At 69.3% G+C, this 17,257-nt stretch carries 18 protein-coding genes; 8 read left to right on the top strand and 10 right to left on the bottom strand.

Annotation, left to right across the window (positions count from 1 at the left end):
- Positions 1-60 precede the first annotated feature (60 nt).
- Genes T336_RS0112115 through T336_RS0112125 form a run of 3 tightly spaced genes read left to right on the top strand, consistent with a single transcriptional unit; the run spans position 61 to position 4,345 of the window.
- Complete coding sequence (locus tag T336_RS0112115) at positions 61-882, top strand: SDR family oxidoreductase (RefSeq protein ID WP_026432735.1); 822 nt, start codon at positions 61-63, stop codon at positions 880-882.
- 3 nt (positions 883-885) lie between these two features.
- Positions 886-2,772 carry an acyclic terpene utilization AtuA family protein gene (locus tag T336_RS0112120; protein WP_026432736.1) on the top strand — a complete coding sequence of 629 codons (1,887 nt, stop codon included), beginning with the start codon at positions 886-888 and terminating at the stop codon, positions 2,770-2,772.
- The gene (locus T336_RS0112125; protein WP_035225855.1) at positions 2,750-4,345 is read left to right on the top strand and encodes a long-chain-fatty-acid--CoA ligase; all 1,596 of its coding nucleotides are present in this window, start codon (positions 2,750-2,752) and stop codon (positions 4,343-4,345) included. The genes T336_RS0112120 and T336_RS0112125 overlap by 23 nt, the downstream gene beginning before the upstream one ends.
- A 92-nt stretch (positions 4,346-4,437) precedes the next feature.
- Here the strand turns inward: T336_RS0112125 and T336_RS0112130 are convergent, their stop codons facing one another.
- Genes T336_RS0112130 through mnmG form a run of 7 tightly spaced genes read right to left on the bottom strand, consistent with a single transcriptional unit; the run spans position 4,438 to position 10,582 of the window.
- Positions 4,438-5,379: a ParB/RepB/Spo0J family partition protein gene (locus T336_RS0112130; protein WP_026432738.1), complete on the bottom strand. Its 942-nt coding sequence runs from the start codon at positions 5,377-5,379 to the stop codon at positions 4,438-4,440.
- A gap of 31 nt (positions 5,380-5,410) precedes the next feature.
- On the bottom strand, positions 5,411-5,866 hold the full coding sequence (locus T336_RS0112135; protein WP_026432739.1) for a hypothetical protein: 456 nt from the start codon (positions 5,864-5,866) through the stop codon (positions 5,411-5,413).
- Complete coding sequence (locus T336_RS0112140) at positions 5,863-6,405, bottom strand: RBBP9/YdeN family alpha/beta hydrolase (protein WP_026432740.1); 543 nt, start codon at positions 6,403-6,405, stop codon at positions 5,863-5,865. The genes T336_RS0112135 and T336_RS0112140 overlap by 4 nt, the downstream gene beginning before the upstream one ends.
- 23 nt (positions 6,406-6,428) lie before the next feature.
- A complete protein-coding gene (locus tag T336_RS0112145; protein WP_026432741.1) occupies positions 6,429-7,199 on the bottom strand; it encodes a ParA family protein in 771 nt (256 codons plus the stop codon).
- A 43-nt stretch (positions 7,200-7,242) separates the two neighbouring features.
- Positions 7,243-7,857, bottom strand: coding sequence for a LysE family transporter (locus tag T336_RS0112150; RefSeq protein WP_026432742.1), 615 nt, complete (start codon positions 7,855-7,857; stop codon positions 7,243-7,245).
- 29 nt (positions 7,858-7,886) lie between these two features.
- Positions 7,887-8,618, bottom strand: a complete 732-nt coding sequence (gene rsmG / locus T336_RS0112155; protein ID WP_026432743.1) for a 16S rRNA (guanine(527)-N(7))-methyltransferase RsmG — start codon at positions 8,616-8,618, stop codon at positions 7,887-7,889.
- The gene (mnmG, locus tag T336_RS0112160; protein WP_026432744.1) at positions 8,615-10,582 is read right to left on the bottom strand and encodes a tRNA uridine-5-carboxymethylaminomethyl(34) synthesis enzyme MnmG; all 1,968 of its coding nucleotides are present in this window, start codon (positions 10,580-10,582) and stop codon (positions 8,615-8,617) included. Before mnmG ends, rsmG begins: the two co-directional genes overlap by 4 nt.
- Positions 10,583-10,875: 293 nt before the next feature.
- Between mnmG and T336_RS0112165 the strand changes: the two genes are divergently transcribed.
- The 3 genes from T336_RS0112165 to gstA all read left to right on the top strand — a co-directional run bounded on the left by T336_RS0112165 (position 10,876) and on the right by gstA (position 12,436).
- Positions 10,876-11,457, top strand: coding sequence for an NADPH-dependent FMN reductase (locus T336_RS0112165; RefSeq protein ID WP_026432745.1), 582 nt, complete (start codon positions 10,876-10,878; stop codon positions 11,455-11,457).
- A gap of 4 nt (positions 11,458-11,461) precedes the next feature.
- Positions 11,462-11,725, top strand: coding sequence for a YkgJ family cysteine cluster protein (locus T336_RS25105; protein WP_026432746.1), 264 nt, complete (start codon positions 11,462-11,464; stop codon positions 11,723-11,725).
- Positions 11,726-11,827: 102 nt separating this feature from the next.
- On the top strand, positions 11,828-12,436 hold the full coding sequence (gstA, locus tag T336_RS0112175) for a glutathione transferase GstA (RefSeq protein ID WP_026432747.1): 609 nt from the start codon (positions 11,828-11,830) through the stop codon (positions 12,434-12,436).
- Between the two features lie 42 nt (positions 12,437-12,478).
- On the opposite strand, the gene T336_RS0112180 is transcribed toward gstA, so the two are convergent.
- From T336_RS0112180 to tauA, 3 genes are read right to left on the bottom strand one after another with little or no spacing between them, the layout of a single operon-like run.
- Positions 12,479-13,357, bottom strand: coding sequence for an ABC transporter permease subunit (locus T336_RS0112180; protein ID WP_084151415.1), 879 nt, complete (start codon positions 13,355-13,357; stop codon positions 12,479-12,481).
- Between the two features lie 28 nt (positions 13,358-13,385).
- Positions 13,386-14,195: a taurine ABC transporter ATP-binding protein gene (locus T336_RS0112185; RefSeq protein WP_051647142.1), complete on the bottom strand. Its 810-nt coding sequence runs from the start codon at positions 14,193-14,195 to the stop codon at positions 13,386-13,388.
- Positions 14,196-14,253: 58 nt separating this feature from the next.
- The gene (gene tauA, locus T336_RS0112190; protein WP_051647150.1) at positions 14,254-15,303 is read right to left on the bottom strand and encodes a taurine ABC transporter substrate-binding protein; all 1,050 of its coding nucleotides are present in this window, start codon (positions 15,301-15,303) and stop codon (positions 14,254-14,256) included.
- A gap of 287 nt (positions 15,304-15,590) precedes the next feature.
- Here tauA and T336_RS0112195 point away from each other — a divergent pair, with 287 nt between their 5' ends.
- Both T336_RS0112195 and T336_RS0112200 read left to right on the top strand, forming a co-directional pair.
- A complete protein-coding gene (locus T336_RS0112195; RefSeq protein WP_026432751.1) occupies positions 15,591-16,721 on the top strand; it encodes an alkene reductase in 1,131 nt (376 codons plus the stop codon).
- A gap of 208 nt (positions 16,722-16,929) precedes the next feature.
- On the top strand, positions 16,930-17,256 hold the full coding sequence (locus T336_RS0112200; protein ID WP_019703562.1) for an NIPSNAP family protein: 327 nt from the start codon (positions 16,930-16,932) through the stop codon (positions 17,254-17,256).
- Position 17,257: the final 1 nt, after the last annotated feature.

Below are 17,257 nucleotides of genomic sequence, written 5' to 3' on the forward strand. Positions count from 1 at the left end.
CATTCGGCGCAAGACGGCACGCGCGGCAGAGACCACCATCCCCGCAGACGCACCATCGCCATGAACACACTCCGAGACAAAACCCTCTTCATCACCGGCGCCAGCCGGGGCATCGGCAAGGCCATCGCCCTGCGCGCCGCGCGCGACGGCGCCCGCGTGGTGATCGCGGCCAAGACCACCGAGCCCGATCCCCGGCTGCCGGGCACCATCCACAGCGCAGCCGCGGAGATCGAAGCTGCAGGCGGGCAGGTGCTGCCCCTGGCAGTGGATGTCCGCGACGACGGGCAGGTGCAAGCCGCCGTGGAACAGGCGGTCGATCGCTTCGGCGGCATCGACATCCTCGTCAACAACGCCAGCGCGATCCATCCGCAGGGCGTACTCGGCACGCCGCTCAAGCGCTACGACCTGATGATGGACGTGAACGTGCGCGGCAGCTTCGCCTGTACCCAGGCCTGCCTGCCCCATCTGCTGAAGGCGCGCAACCCGCACATCCTCAGCCTGTCGCCGCCCATCAACCTGCGCCCGCACTGGCTCGGCATCCATCCCGCGTACACGCTCTCCAAATACGGCATGAGCCTGCTCGCGCTGGGCGTGGCGGAGGAATTCCGCGCCGCGGGCGTCGCGGCCAACACGCTCTGGCCGCGCACCCTCATCGCCACCGCCGCGCTGCACATCGCCGCGCCGGGCCAGGCCGGGCGCGCGCGCCGGCCCGAGATCATGGCCGACGCCGCCCACTGGATCCTCACGCAGGACAGCCGGCAGGTGAGCGGCCGCAGCTTCCTCGACGAAGAGGTGCTGCGCGGCATGGGCCACACCGATTTCAGCGGCTACCTCGCCCACCCGGGCACCGAGCCGGAACTCGACTACTTCGTGGAGGCCTGAGCCATGGCGGAGCACAAGCCGGCCAACAAGGTGGTGCGGATCGGGGGGGCCTCGGGCTTCTGGGGCGACAGCCGCACCGGGGCGCCGCAATTGGTGGCCTCGGGCCTGATCGACTACCTGGTGTTCGACTTCCTGGCCGAAACCACCATGGCCCTGCTGGCCGCGGCGCGCGCGAAAAAGCCCGACATGGGCTATGCCACCGACTTCGTCGATACCGCGATGCGCGACGTACTGCCCGAAGTCCTGCGGCGCGGCATCAAGGTCATCGCCAATGCGGGCGGCATCCACCCGCGGGGCTGCGCCGACGCATTGCGGGCGCTGGCGGCCTCGATGGGCCTGTCGCCACGCATCGCCGTGGTCGAGGGCGACGATGTCAGCGCCCAGCTGGGGGCGCTGCGCAGTGCCGGTGTGCGCGACATGTTCACCGGCGAAGCGCTGCCAGTGCAGGTGCTCAGCGCCAACGCCTACCTCGGCGCCTTCCCCGTGGCGCGGGCGCTGGCCGCGGGCGCCGACATCGTGATCACCGGCCGCGGCGTGGACAGCGCGGTCACCCTGGGCGCGCTGATCCACGAATTCGGCTGGACACCGCAGGACCTCGACGCGCTGGCCGGCGGAAGCCTGGCGGGGCACATCATCGAATGCGGCTGCCAGGCGACGGGCGGCCTGTTCACCGACTGGCGGCGCGTGCCCGGCTGGGCCCACATCGGCTACCCCATCATCGACTGCCGTCCCGACGGCAGCTTCGAACTCGGGAAGGCGCCGGGCACGGGCGGCCTGATCGACCGCGCCTGCGTCATCGAGCAGATGCTCTACGAGATCGGCGACCCGTCCGCCTACCTGCTGCCGGACGTCAGCTGCGACTTCCGCCAGGTCGAGGTCGAGCAGCGGGGCCCGGAGCGTGTGCGCGTGAGCGGCGCGCGGGGCCGGGCGCCGAACGGCAGCTACAAGGTGTCCGCGACGCAGCTGGACGGATACCGCTGCGCCGGCATGATGGTGATCGTGGGCATCGATGCCGCGGCCAAGGCCCGGCGCACCGGCGAGGCCATCGTCGAGCGCACGCGCGGCCTGCTGCGGCAGGCCGGCATGCCCGACTACAGCCGGGTGCAGATCGAGCTCTTCGGCAACGAATCGCTGTACGGCGCCCACGCGCGCACGGCCGCTTCGCGCGAGGTCATGGTGCGCGTGGTGGTCGATCACCCGCAGAAGCAGGCGCTGGAGATCTTCGCGCGCGAGATCGCTCCCTCGGGCACCTCATGGTCCCCGGGAACCACCATGCCTTCGGGCGGCCGGCCATCGCCCACGCCGCTGATCAAGCCCTTCTCGTTCCTGATCGACAAGGCGCGCGTGCCGGTGAGCGTGCACCTGGACGGCCGCCCCTGCGCGGAGGCCTGGCTGCCCTCCCCGCCCCCGGGCCCGGCAGCAGCCCCTCCGCTACCCGCGCCTGCGGCATGGAGCGATCCCGCCGGCGAACCCCAGCAGGAGGTGCCGCTGGTACGCCTGGCCTGGGCGCGCAGCGGCGACAAGGGCAACCTCTCCAACATCGGCGTCATCGCGCGCCGCCCCGAGTGGCTGCCCCTGCTCTGGGCACGCCTGACGCCCGAGGCCGTGGGGCGCTATTTCGCGCACCTCGTGCAGGGACGCGTGGAGCGCTTCCACCTGCCGGGCACGCATTCGCTGAACCTGCTGCTGCACGACGCACTCGCGGGCGGCGGCCCCGCATCCGCGCGCTTCGACCCGCTCGGCAAGGGCCACGCGCAGGTGCTGCTCGACATGCCGATCCGGGTGCCGGCATCGCTGGCCGCGCAACTGCCCCCGGAAGACCTGGAGCCAGGCACTGCCGCCGCGACGACACACAACGGAGACCACCATGAGCGACCCTGGACGGAATGACCTCAGCCTGCTGGACGCCCTCCAGCGGCACCTGCAGAGCCGGCCCGACCGGGTGGCCTGCCGCTGGGGCGCGAGGACCTGGACGTTCCGCCAGGTAGAGGAAGACACCAACCGCATCGCCAATGCGCTGGCGGAGCAAGGCATCGGCCCGGGGGACCGCGTGGCGTGCATGACCCGGCACCACGTTCCCTTCATCCTGCTCGCGCTGGCCGCCATGAAAGCCGGCGCCGTCTGCATGCCGGTGAACTGGCGCCTGGCACCGGCCGAGGCCGAATACATCATCGCCCACGGCTGCAGCCGGCTGCTGATGGTGGATGCCGCCTTCGCGGCGCCCTACCTGCCCGGAGGCAGCGTGGCGCTGCCGGCGGATTGCACCGTGGTCTGCACCGACGGCGCCGTGTCCGGCGCGCCCGCGTTCGATGCCTGGCACGGGCCGCACGCACGCGGGTTCCGGGCCGTGGCGCCGCAGGCTGGAGACAGCGCCATGCAGATCTACACCTCGGGCACCACGGGGCTGCCCAAGGGTGCCGTGCTCTCGCACCGGGGCCTGCTGTCGGCCGTCCGCGCGGTGGTGGACGAATGGCATTTCGGGGCCGACGGCGTGCTCGGCAATCCCCTGCCGACCTTCCACGTCGCCGGCATCCTCATGCTGCTGCTCACGCTCCATACCGGCGGCACCACCGTGGCCTGCTCGGACTTCGAGCCCGATGGCTTCATCGCCAGCCTGGCCGAAAACCGGGTCACGCATGCCTTCCTGGTGCCGGCCATGCTGCTGTTCATGCTGCAGTCGCCCGCCGCCCGGACCACCGACTTCAGCGCCCTCGAACTCATCGCCTACGGCGGCTCCCCGGTCTCCGAAACGCTGCTGCTGCAGGCCATGGACACGTTCCGGTGCGACTTCCTTCAGGTGTACGGGCTGACCGAAGTCTCCGGCCCGGCGACCTTCCTCTCGCAGGCGGACCACCGCCGCGCGGCCACCGACCCGCAACTGCTGCGCTCCGCGGGCAGGCCGGTCGGGCAATGCCGGCTGCGCATCGTCGATCCCGTCTCCCTGCAGGACCTGCCCGAAGGCCAGACCGGCGAGATATGGCTGGAGTCCGTGCGCAACCTCAAGGAATACTGGCGCGACGAAGCCGCCACGCAGCGCGCCTTCCCCGAGGGCCGCGACGAGCGCGGCGGGTGGCTGCGCACCGGCGACGGAGGCTACCTCCAGGACGGCTACCTCTACATCCACGACCGCATCAAGGACATGGTGATCTCCGGCGGGGAGAACATCTACCCGGCGGAGATCGAGAACCTCCTGGCACAGCACCCCGCCGTGGCCGACGGGGCCGTCGTCGGCGTGCCCGATGCCACCTGGGGCGAGGCGGTGAAGGCCTGCGTGGTGCTCCGGCCCGGCGCGCAGGCCAGCGAACGCGAGATCATCGACTGGATGCGCGAACGCCTCGCGCACTACAAATGCCCCAGGAGCGTGGACTTCCTCGAGGCCCTGCCCCGCAACCCCAGCGGCAAGATCCTCAAGCGCGTGCTGCGTGCGCCCTACTGGAAGGACCAGCAGCGTTCGGTGGCCTGATCACGCGCTTTCGGACCGGAGCCGGGCGGCCACGGGCGCCGGCCTCCCGGATGGCCCTGCAAGCCCCCGAAGCCCGCGGGGCACCCCAGGGGTCAGCTTTCGCCGCGCAGGCGCTCTATGAGGCCATTGAGGGCCTCCAGCGAGCCGAACTGGATCGCCAGCTCGCCGACCTCCTCGGTGCGGCCGCCGCGCTTCACGCGTTTCTTCACCCGCACCTCCACCTCGGCCATCAGCAGGTCGGAGAGTTCCTCCTCCACCCGCTTGAGGTCGCGCGACTTGCCTTCCTTGCGCGCCTTCTGCGGCGCCAGGCTGAATTCCGCGCCGATCTTCTTCACCAGCCCCTCGGCCTCGCGCACCGAAAGCTTGCGCGCCGCGATCTGGTTGCCCGCCGTGATCTGCGCGGCGCGGTCCAGCGACAGCAGCGCACGGGCGTGGCCCATGTCGATGTCGCCCGCCATGAGCATGGTCTGCACCGGCTCGGCGAGGTTCAACAGGCGCAGCAGATTGCTCGCGGCGCTGCGCGAGCGGCCCACGGCCTGCGCGGCTTGCTCGTGCGTCAGGCCGAACTCCTTCACCAGGCGCGCCAGACCCTGGGCCTCCTCGAGCGGATTCAAGTCCTCGCGCTGGATGTTCTCGATCAGCGCCATCGCCGCGGCGGATTCGTCGGGCACCTCGCGCACCAGCACCGGCACCTCCGCCAGCCCCGCGATGCGAGCGGCCCGGAAGCGCCGCTCGCCAGCGATGATCTCGTAGCGGCCCGCGTTCTCGCCTTGCGCCAGCCGGCGCACCAGGATGGGCTGCATGATGCCCTGGGCCTTGATGCTTTCGGCCAGCTCGTAGAGCGCGCCTTCGTCCATGCGCGTGCGCGGTTGGTAGATGCCGGGCACCATGTCGTCGAGCGCCAGGGTGGACGGGGCGCCGGGAGCGGCGGCGTTGGAACCGCCGCCTTCGGCGCCGGGAGCTGCCTCCGCGACCTTGGGGCCGAGCAGCGCTTCGAGGCCGCGCCCGAGGCCCTTGGGTTTCTTGGTTGCCATGCGATGTGATCCGAAAGGAAAGATGTGGAATTCAGCGGGCCGCGCCGGCCACCGCATTGCGGCGACCCCGGGCCCAGCCCAGCAGCAGATTGCGCTGCCCCCAGAAAAGCACGGCCAGGGCTGCCAGCACCCAGGCCCAGTTCGACGGCGCGAAGCCCGGCTGCCCGTAGCGCACCGGCAGGCCCGTGGCCTCGGCCAGCAGCGCAGTCTCCGCGACGGCGAGGACCGCAGCAGCGGCCGTCAATGCCGCGCGCAGCTCCTGCGGAACGGTCGGCGCCCTGCCAGCAGCGGCACGGCGGTGGCGTGCAAGCCGCACGCAAATGCCGATGCCGGCAAGGCCCAGCACCACCGCGAGCGCCACCTTGCCCATGGCCAGGGCGACCGGAACGGACAACAGGGCACCGCCGCCAGCGAAAGCCTGCACCCCCTCCAGCAGCACCGTTCCGATGCGCGCCCAGCGGCCACCGGCCTGCCGCTCTTTGCTCACGGCTGCTCCAGCCAGGGGGCCAGCAGCGCATGCCCCTCGTCCCAGTCACCCAGCCCCGAGTCGGCATTCAGATGGCCGCACGGCCCCGCATCCACGAAGCGTGCATGCCAGTCCGAGGCCATCGCCCGGGCGCGCTCCAGGGCGCAATACGGGTCGTCGTGGCTGCCCACGAGCACCGACGGGAACGGCAGCGCGGCGCGCGCGACGGGCGTCCAGCCGGGCAGCAGCGCCGCGATGTCGGGCCGCTCCACGTCGCCGGGGCCCACCAGCAGGGCGCCACGCACCTTGCCGGCATGCCGCGTATGGGCGGCCCACCAGGCCGTGAGGATGCAGCCCAGGCTGTGCGCCACCAGCACCACGGGCCGCGGCGCATCGCCCACCACGTCCTCCAGCCGCGCCGACCAGTCGCCGCGCAGCGGGCGCATCCAGTCGTGCTGCTCCACGCGGCGGTAGCCGTAACGGCGCTCCCAGCGGCTCTGCCAGTGGTCGGGGCCGGAGTTCTGCCAGCCCGGCAGGATGAGCACGTCGTCAGGGTTCATGCTATTCATTTGATAGCAACCGATCACATGCGCTTGACGCGCTTGACCATCTCGCGGGCGAAGTCCACGAACGCCTGGCTGCCCTTGGCGCCCGGGTCGAACACCACGCCCGGCAGGCCGTAGCTCGGCGCCTCGGCCAGGCGTACATTGCGGGGGATCACGGTGTCGAACACCTTGTCGCCGAAATGGTCCTTGAGTTGCTCACTGACCTGGCTCTGCAGCGTGATGCGCGGATCGAACATCACCCGCAGCAGGCCGATGATCTGCAGGTCCTTGTTCAGGTTGGCATGTACCTGCTTGATGGTGTTGACGAGATCGGTGAGGCCCTCGAGCGCGAAATACTCGCACTGCATCGGCACGATCACGCCGTGCGCGCAGCACAGGCCATTGAGCGTCAGCATCGAGAGGCTGGGCGGGCAGTCGATGAGGATGAAATCGAAATCCTTGTCCACCACCGCCAGGGCGCTCTTGAGGCGCCGCTCGCGCTGCTCCAGGGCCACCAGTTCCACCTCGGCACCCGCCAGTTCGCGGTTCGCGCCCAGCACGCGGTAGCCGCACTGCTCCGACAGCACCGCCGCCTCCTGCACGGAAGCCGATTCCAGCAGCACGTCGTAGATGGTGAGTTCGAGCGCACGCTTGTCCACCCCCGAGCCCATGGTGGCATTGCCCTGGGGGTCGAGATCCACCAGCAGCACGCGCTGGCCCACCTTGGCGAGGCCCGCGGCGAGGTTGACGGAGGTGGTCGTCTTGCCGACGCCGCCTTTCTGGTTGGCAATGCAGAAAATCTTGGCCATGGGAATGGAAGGGATGGGGCCTTGCAGCCAATAGGTGGAAAGGTCAGCGGGCCACGGCCAGCTTGATGCCGAAGCCGATCAGAAACGTGCCCGCCAGACGCTCCAGCGCGCGGCCCAGCGCGGGCCGGGCACGCATGCGCTCGGCCATATGGTGCGTCAGCAGCACCACGCCCAGCCCGTAGAGGAACGAGAGCACCGCGATGGTGGCGGCCATCACGCCGAAGGTCAACAGGCCGCGGTGATGGGCCGGATCGACGAACAGCGGAAAGAACGCCATGTAGAACATGATGGCCTTGGGGTTGAGCAGCGTGATGAGCGCGGCCTGGCGAAAGTAGTGCCGGGGCTGGATGGCGATGACCGGCGCCGAGCCGGGCCGCGCCAGCAGCATGCGCGCGCCCATCCAGGCCAGGTAGGCAGCACCCAGCCACTGCACCGCGTGGAAGACGGCCGGCACCGCGGACAGCATCGCGGCCACGCCGGCCACCGCCATCCACAGAAGTACCTGGTCGCCCGCGATGACGCCCAGGGTGGCCGCCATGCCGGCGCGCACGCCGCCCTTGCCGGTGGAGGTGACAAGCGCCAGATTGCCCGGGCCGGGAATGGCCAGGAACAACAGGATGGCGGCGACGAATGCGCCGTAGTCCGCAATGCCAAACATCAGCACCCCCGAAAATTGGAAGCGGGAGTTTAAGGCAGGGCTGCACCGCCCACGCCATCCGCGCCGGCTTCCGCGCTTTTGCGTGGCCGCATCCAGACGATGCAACGCTCCGCATCCAGGCCCGGAACCACCAGTTGTTCCACGTGGAACACTTCCGCGACCGGAGGCAGAAGGGCGATTTCATCGGACGGGTCGCGGCCCTTCATCGCCAGCCAGACGCCGTCCGGGGCGATGGCTGCCTGCGACCACGCCACGAAATCCGGCAGCGAGGCGAACGCCCGGCAGCTCACCACCTCGAACGGGCCCGCCAGGGTTTCCACACGCGCATGGATGCCCCGCAGGTTGCGCAGCCTCAGCGACACGGCAGCCTGCTGGATGAAGGCGGCTTTCTTCGCGACGGTATCCACGCAACTCACATCCAGCGATGGGCAGCAGATGGCGACCACCACGCCCGGAAGGCCGCCACCCGAGCCGACATCCAGCAGGCGCAGCCTGGCGCCCTCGCCTGCACTGCCCGGCAGGCCCTGCACCGCCTGGAGATGGCGCTGCAACGGCGCCACCGCCGCAAGGCTGTCGAGCAGGTGGTGCGTAAGCATCTCCTGCGGATCGCGCACCGCCGTGAGGTTATAGACCCGGTTCCATTTCTGCAGCAGGGCCAGGAACTCCAGCAGTTGCTCGAGCTGCGTCTCCGACAGATCCAGGCCAAGGGCCTCTGCCCCCGCGCGCAAAGGCGCCGAGAGCACGCTGTCGGCCACCGTCACGCCGCCACCTCGTCCGCCTGCTGCGCCGTGAAGCCCCGGAAGCCGCCCTTCTTCAGGTGCACCAGCAACAGAGACACCGCGGCCGGCGTCACGCCGGAAATCCGCGAGGCCTGCCCCAGCGTCTCGGGCCGGTGCTTCTGCAGCTTCTGGCGCACCTCGATCGACAGCGCTGCCACCTGCATGTAGTCCAGCTCCTGGGGCAGCTGCAGGGTTTCGTAGTGGGAGGCTCGCTGCACCTCGTCCTTCTGGCGGTCGATGTAGCCCGCGTACTTGGCTGCGATCTCTACCTGCTCGATCACCGGCGCACTCAGTTCACCCAGTGTTTCACGTGAAACAGCGGCACTGGCGTGCTTGCCGCCATCCATGCCCGTCAGGGCTTCATAGGTGACATCCGGTCGGCGCAGCAAGTCGAACAGGTTGTATTCGTGCTCGATGGATTTGCCCAGCACCCGGGCCGATTCCTCGGCCGGCAGGTTGCGGGGATTCACCCAGGTGGACTTCAGGCGCTCGGTCTCCCGCGCCACCGCGTCGCGCTTGCGGCTGAAGGCATCCCAGCGGGCATCGTCCACCAGGCCCATGCGGCGCCCTGCTTCGGTCAGCCGCATGTCCGCGTTGTCCTCCCGCAGTTGCAGCCGGAACTCGGCCCGGCTGGTGAACATGCGATAGGGCTCGGTCACGCCCTTGGTGATGAGGTCGTCCACCAGCACGCCCAGGTAGGCTTCGTCGCGGCGCGGCAGCCAGGCGGATTCGCCCCGGCACTGCAGGGCGGCGTTGATGCCCGCGAACAGGCCCTGTGCGGCGGCTTCTTCATAGCCCGTCGTGCCGTTGATCTGCCCGGCGAAGAACAGCCCCTGGATCTGGCGTGTCTCGAAGCTGCTCTTGAGCGAGCGCGGGTCGAAGTAGTCGTATTCGATGGCGTAGCCCGGGCGCAGGATGTGGGCGTTCTCCAGCCCGCGCATGGAGCGCACCAAGTCGTACTGCACGTCGAACGGCAGGCTGGTGCTGATGCCGTTGGGGTAGAACTCGTGGGTGGTCAGCCCTTCGGGTTCCAGGAAGATCTGGTGGCTGTCCTTGTCGGCGAAGCGGTTGATCTTGTCTTCCACGCTGGGGCAGTAGCGCGGACCCACGCCCTCGATCTTGCCGGTGAACATGGGGCTGCGGTCGAAGCCGGAGCGGATGATCTCGTGCGTGCGCTCGTTGGTGTGCGTGATCCAGCACGGCACCTGGCGCGGGTGCATGGCAGCGTTGCCCATGAAGCTGAACACGGGCACCGTGCCTTCGTTCACGCCGCCGGGCATGCCGTCGCCGGGCTGCTCCTCCAGCTGGCTGAAGTCGATGCTGCGGCCGTCGATGCGCGGCGGCGTGCCGGTCTTGAGGCGCCCTTGCGGCAGCTGCAGCTCCTTCAGCCGGGCCGACAGGCTCACGGCCGGCGGGTCGCCCGCACGGCCGGCGGAATAGTTGTTCAGGCCCACATGGATCTTGCCGTCCAGGAAGGTGCCCGCGGTCAGCACCACGGTGCGCGACCGGAACCGGATGCCCACCTGCGTGACGGCGCCCACCACCCGGTCACCCTCCACCATCAGGTCGTCCACGGCCTGCTGGAAGAGCCACAGGTTGGGCTGGTTCTCCAGCATGCGGCGGATGGCGGCCTTGTACAGGATGCGGTCCGCCTGGGCGCGCGTAGCCCGCACTGCCGGGCCCTTGGAACTGTTGAGGATGCGAAACTGGATGCCGCCCTCGTCGGTCGCCAGCGCCATGGCACCGCCCAGCGCGTCCACCTCCTTCACGAGGTGGCCCTTGCCGATGCCCCCGATGCTGGGGTTGCAGCTCATCTGGCCCAGCGTCTCGATATTGTGGGTAAGCAGCAGCGTCCTGCTGCCCATGCGGGCAGCGGCCAATGCGGCTTCGGTACCGGCATGGCCTCCGCCGACGACGATGACATCAAATTCCTGGGGGTACAACATGCAAACTGCTCCGGGGACCTCGAACGAGGGGGCGGCCCGTTACCGATAAGGGGCGCACACCGGGCCGCCGGCGCACACCTTGACCCTGCTGGCACCGGCAGCAGGCCGGCACCACCGAATCCGGGTCAGCGGATGGGTGAATGGGGGAAAGGCGGGGATTTTCCCACTTCGGCCATGCGTGCGCCACCCTCGGGCGGAACGCCCCGGGTGCAGACGGGGGTGTCCGGCCCCGATGTTTCACGTGGAACACCGCTTGCAGGATTCCTGTCCCGGCCCTGTGTTGCAATGCGTGTATGGCAAAAATCCTCGTCTTCGCGGGCAGCACCCGCCAGCAATCCCTCAATCGCCGGTTGGCACGCGCCGCCGCCGACATCGCCCGCAACGCAGGCGCGGACACCACCCTGCTGGAGCTGTCGGACTTCGACGTCCCGCTCTACAACGCGGACCTCGAGGCGCAGGGCACGCCCGCCGACGTGGTGCGGCTCAAGGAGACTCTGCATGCCCACGCGGGGTGGATCGTGTGCTCGCCCGAGTACAACGGCAGCTACACCGCGCTGCTGAAGAACACCATCGACTGGGCATCCAGCCCCGTGGCGGGCCACCCGGTGTGGAGCGACGGCACCCTGCCCTTCCGCGGCAAGGTGGTGGGCATGCTGAGCGCATCGCCCGGCGGCCTCGGCGGCCTGCGGTCGCAAAGCCATCTGGCCCCGCTGCTCATCAACCTGGAGTGCTGGCTGGCGCCCCAGGCTTTCGCCCTCGGCCATGCGGGCAATGCCTTCGATGCGCAGGACGGCTTCGTGGATGCCGCGCACCACGGCCGCGTGCGCACCGTCGTGGATCAGGTGCTCTGGGCCGCCGGCCGCCTGGGCGCCTGAAGACATGGCCCTGGCATGCCGGCCGGGATGCGGTGCCTGCTGCATCGCGCCCTCCATCACGAGCCCCATCCCCGGCATGCCTTCCGGCAAGCCTGCCGGGGTGCCCTGCGTCCAGCTCGACAGCCAGCTGCGCTGCCGGATCTTCGGCAGCGCCGAGCGGCCAGCGGTCTGCGCGTCCCTGCGGCCGTCCGACGACATGTGCGGCCCCGGCAGGGAGCATGCCCTGGCTTGGCTCGGCCGGCTGGAAGCCGCCACGCAGCCTGCATGATGCAAGGGTGATCCACCTGTGTGACGGCTCGCAGGCCGACAGCACGGATTCCCGCTTCGCTATAGCATGGCAGGCTTGTTCCACTGCCTTCAGAACCTGACCATGAAGCTCTACTACAGTCCTGGTGCCTGCTCGCTGTCCCCGCACATCGCCCTGCACGAAGCCGGCCTGGCCTTTACCCCCGTGCTCGCCAGCACCAAGAGCCACAAGCTCCAGGACGGGACCGACTTCTACACCATCAACCCCCTTGGCTATGTGCCGGTGCTGGAGCTCGACGACGGCACCCGCCTGCGCGAAGGCCCCGCCATCGTGCAATACATCGCCGACCAGGCACCCCACAAGAACCTGGCGCCCGCCAACGGCACGCTGGCGCGCTACCGCCTGCAGGAATGGCTGAACTTCATCGGCACGGAACTGCACAAGGGCCACAGCCCGCTGTTCCAGCCCAGCACGCCCGATGCCTACAAGCCGATCGTGCGCGAAAAGCTGCTGTCGCGCTTCCAGTGGCTGGACGAGCAACTCGCCGGCAAGGAATGGCTGATGGGCGAGCATTTCTCCGTGGCGGACGGCTACCTGTTCACCGTCAGCAGCTGGGGCAAGCACGTGGGCGTGGACCTGTCCGGTTTCCAGCACCTGCAGGCCTATCTGGCGCGCGTGGGCGCCCGTCCCGCCGTGCAGGCCGCACTCAAGGCCGAGGGCCTGCAGAAGTAAGCCTTCTCCAGGCTTTCAGAAACGGGATGGGATGGGCCCCGTTCAGGCCCGTCCCTTCCAGGGCACCGCGCGGGCCTCTACCCAGCGCATGCCCAGATCGAACGTCCAGGCCACCAGACCGATCACCAGGATGCCTGCCACCACGAGGTCGGTGCGCAGGAAGTTAGAGGCATTGAGCACCATCTGCCCGATGCCCACCGTCGCTGCCACCATTTCCGCCGCCACCAGCGTGGTCCAGCCGAAACCGATGGCGATGCGCAACCCCACCAGGATTTCCGGCAGTGCCGCCGGCACGATCACGTGCCGCACCAGTTGCCAGCGGCTTGCGCCCAGCGACAGCGCGGCATGGATCTGCTCCACGCTCGCGCTGCGCACCCCGGCACGCGCTGCCAGCGCGATGGGCGCGAAGCAGGCCAGGTAGATCAGCAGGATCTTCGCCGCCTCGTCGATGCCGAACCAGATCACGATGAGCGGCAGGTAGGCCAGCGGCGGCAGTGGCCGGTAGAACTCGATGGGCGGATCGAACACTCCGCGCGCCACGCGGCTCACGCCCATGGCGATGCCGACGGGAACCGCCGTCAGGGCCGCGAGCACGAAGGCGCCGAAGACCCGGATCGCGCTCCATTGCAGGTGTCGCCATAGGGGTTCACCGCCCTGGATGTGCCCTTCCCACGCATCGCGCAGTGCCAGCAGCACGGCCTGGGGTGCGGGCAGAAACAGCGGCTTCACCCACTGCAGTTGCGTGGACAGCCACCACAGCAGCGCGAGCGCGGCCACACAGGCCACGCTCAGGCCCCGGCTCGGCTCCTCTCCCGGCAGGCGGTACGGCGCAACGGCCCGCACAGCGGGCGACGGGCCGGCTTCCGCGGGTTCCAGGGCCAGTCCGGGCGCAACCTCCCGCCGGGGGGGCTGCGGCGCCATTGCGCGGAGCGGTGGCATCAACGCTTCGTCAGGCATGCACATGCTCCACACGCTCCGGCTGCCGGGCCGCTGCCTGCGAGGCCAGCGATGGCGCCACCTCGTCCAGCACACGCTCACGCCAGCCGATGAAAGCCGGGCCGGACTTCACCGCACGGGCAGGCTGGCCTGCCAGGAACTGGCGGTTGAAATCCAGCCCATGCTGCCGCGCGATGCGCCCCGGGCGCGGTGCCATCACGATCAGGCGCGAGGCGAGGAACAGCGCTTCTTCCACGTCATGGGTGATGAAGAAAATCGTCTTGCCCGTGCCCTGCCACAGCCGCAGTACCAGCTCCTGCAGCGATTCGCGCGTGAATGCGTCCAGCGCGCTGAAAGGCTCGTCCATCAACAGCACCTGCGGATCACTGGCCAGAGCGCGGGCAATGCCCACGCGCTGCTGCATGCCGCCCGAGAGTTGCCAGACGGGCGCCTGCGCGAAGCTTTCCAATCCCACCTGGGCGAGCCGCTCGCCCGCCAGGCGCTGGCGCGTTTCACGTGAAACACCCCGAAGCCGCAGGCCCAGGGCCACGTTGTCGATCACGTTCAGCCATGGCATGAGGGCATGTTTCTGGAACACCACGCCCCGCTCGGCGCCCGGCCCCGTCACCGCCCGGCCATCCAAGAGGATGCTGCCGGTGGAGGGCTCGGTGAACCCGGCCATGCAGTTCAGCAGCGTGGTCTTGCCGCATCCGGAGGCCCCCAGCGCCACTACCAGTTCGCCCGCGGTGATATCGAGATCGACACCCTGCAGCGCAGGCTGTTCCGTGCCGGCATAGCGTACGCTCACATGGCGCAGGGACAATGCGCCCCCACCTTCCCGGCCGGCAGGGCTGCCCACCCCTGCGGATTGCACGGACGGCTCAGCGCGCACGCTGCACCCACGCCGGGTTCACGCCCACCGAATAATCGGGCAACACCGACTGCACCGTTCCCTGCTCTTTCAGGAAGGCGGCCGTCGCGGCCAGCGACTTCGCCACCCCCGACGCCTTGCCGCCGCCCAGCCATTGCGGGCCGGCCTGTTCGGCCGGCGGCACGAAGGCATAGAGCGCGAGGCTGGCCGGCACCGCCGGGGCTTCGGCGCCGGACCATTTGGCGATCGACTGCACGGGCGCCGCATCTGCCGTCCACGCCGCCTTGTTCGTGGTGTAGGCCTTGTCCGTATCGGCCAGCACCTGCACGAACTGGGTCAGGAAGGCGTCATGGGCACGCGCGAACTCCTTGTTGACGGCCAGTGCGTCGAACGTGGCCTTGCCGGTCTTCGCCGCGATCTGCCCGGAAGTGACGAGCACCTTGCCGCTCTGCTTGACCTTCGCGAGCACCGGGTCCCAGACGAAGGTGGCATCAATGTCGCCACGCTCCCAGGCGGCCAGGATCTCCGGCGGCCGCAGGTTCACGATGCGCACGGTCCTGGGGTCGATGCCCGCATCCTGCAGCGCCACCAGCGCGTGGAAATGCGTGGTGGAGACGAAAGGCAGGCCGATCTTCTTGCCCTTCAGGTCGGCCAGCGAATTCACGCCCGAGCCGTTGCGCGCGACCAGCGCCTCCGCATCGTTGATGTTGTCCAGCACCCAGAAGACTTCGATCGGCACGCCCTGCGACAGCGCCGCCGCGATGGGGGACGAGCCCGCCTCGCCGATCTGGATGGCGCCCGAGGCGAGCGCGCGCACCACCTCGGCCCCGCTGCCCAGCTTGCGGTAGGTCACCTGGTAGCCCGTGCGGCGCTCGACCTCCTTCGTCTCCTGCGCATGGCGCCAGGGCACCACCATGTCCTGGTAGCCGATCACCACTTCCTTCTTCGCCTGCGCCATGGCGGCGGTACCGCACAGCAGGCTGCCCGCCAGCAACAGGGCCGTGCCCTGCAAGGCACGGCGGCGGGTGGATGGTGCGGTCTGGCCCGGCTGGAACGGCATCTGGATAACCCCTTTGCTGGATCGTGATGGAGGAAAGAAGAGCCCGACCGTGGCCGGGCCCAGCCATCGTAGGGAGCGCCCTTCCAGCGGCGAAGCGCCGTTTGCGCGCATGCTCATGCGGAAAACAGATAAACAGGTTGCTGCGATTTCGCTAGCACGACTCGCATATCCCGTAGCGGCGCAGTCCCACTGCAGGAAAAGCGCAAACGCGGTAACGTCGCTCCCTGCCGTGGAGGGCCCGGCCCGGGCCTTTGTCCCACCCCCACTTTTTCGAAAGAGGTATTCCCTTGTCCCATACGCTTTTCGATCCCGTCCAGGCCGGCGACCTGCAGCTCGCCAACCGCATCGCCATGGCGCCGCTCACGCGCAACCGCTCGCCGAATGCGGTCCCGAAGGACATCACCGCCACCTATTACGCCCAGCGCGCCACCGCAGGCCTGCTGATCACCGAGGCCACGGCCATCAGCCACCAGGGCCAGGGCTATGCGGACGTGCCGGGCCTCTACGGCACCGACCAGCTGGACGGCTGGAAGAAGGTGACCGCGGCGGTGCACGAGCGCGGCGGCAAGATCGTCACCCAGCTCTGGCACGTGGGCCGCATCTCCCACAACGACCTGCAGCCCGACGGCGGCGCCCCCGTGGCCCCCTCGGCCATCGCCGCCAAGTCCAAGACCTACCTGATCGACAAGGCCACGGGCCAGGGCCATTTCGCGGCCACGTCCGAGCCCCGCGCGCTGGATGCCGAAGAGCTGCCCGGCATCGTGCACGACTACGCCGCCGCCGCGCGCAATGCAGTGGAGACGGCCGGCTTCGACGGCGTGGAGATCCACGGCGCCAACGGCTACCTGCTGGACCAGTTCCTCAAGACCGGCGCCAACCAGCGCACCGACGACTACGGCGGCAGCATCGAGAACCGCGCCCGCCTGCTGCTCGAAGCCACGCGCGCCGTGGTGGATGCGATCGGCGGCGGCAAGGTGGGCATCCGCCTCTCGCCCGTCACGCCGGCCAACGACATCGTCGATGCCGATCCGCAGCCGCTGTTCGACTACGTGATCCGCCAGCTCGCGCCGCTGGGCCTGGCCTACGTGCACGTGATCGAAGGCTCCACGGGCGGCCCGCGCGAGTTGGAAGACCGTCCGTTCGACTACGCGGCGCTGAAGACCGCCTACCGCGAAGCCGGCGGCAAGGGCGCCTGGATGGTCAACAACGCCTACGACCGCGCGCTGGCGATGGAGGCGGTGGCCAGCGGCCGGGCCGACATCGTCGCCTTCGGCAAGGCCTTCATCTCCAATCCCGACCTGGTCGAACGGCTGCGCCAGGATGCGCCGCTCAACCCGTGGGACTCCAAGACCTTCTACGGCGGCGGCGAGAAGGGCTACACCGACTACCCGACGCTCGGAGAATCCGCGAAGGGCTGACCGGGGGCCCCGCAGCCGCCGCGCCACCGCGTGGCGGCCGTGGGTGCGCAGAGGGCGCCGCTGCGGCGGCGAATGCATGCGCCCAGGCCCAGCCCTGGAGAAGAGCCTGGGGCGGCCCAGGAAGGCCTCTGGAGGCGCGAACGCCGTTCTCCGAGGGTCGGGCCACTCTGATGCCCCAAGAGACCTGAAAATGCGGTGAAATCGGGCCATGATCACCTGCACCCTGCGCTACGTCATCGATCCCTACAAGCTCGCCGAATTCGAACACTACGGTCGGCTCTGGATTCCTCTGGTGGAGAAGTTCGGCGGACGCCACCACGGCTACTTCCTGCCCTCGGAAGGCGCCAACAACATCGCGCTGGCGATGTTCACCTTCCCCTCGCTCGCCGCCTACGAAACCTACCGCCAGCAGTCGATGCAGGACGCCGAATGCCTAGCGGCCTTCCGGTACGCGGAAGAGACCCGCTGCATCGTGAGCTACGAACGCAGCTTCTTCCGGCCGGTGTTCGGCGAAGAAGCGGCCCAGGCGGCCTGAG

Origin of the sequence: Paracidovorax oryzae ATCC 19882 (assembly GCF_000687165.1) — a bacterium.
In the GTDB taxonomy this organism is placed as follows: Bacteria; Pseudomonadota; Gammaproteobacteria; order Burkholderiales; family Burkholderiaceae_C; genus Paracidovorax; species Paracidovorax oryzae.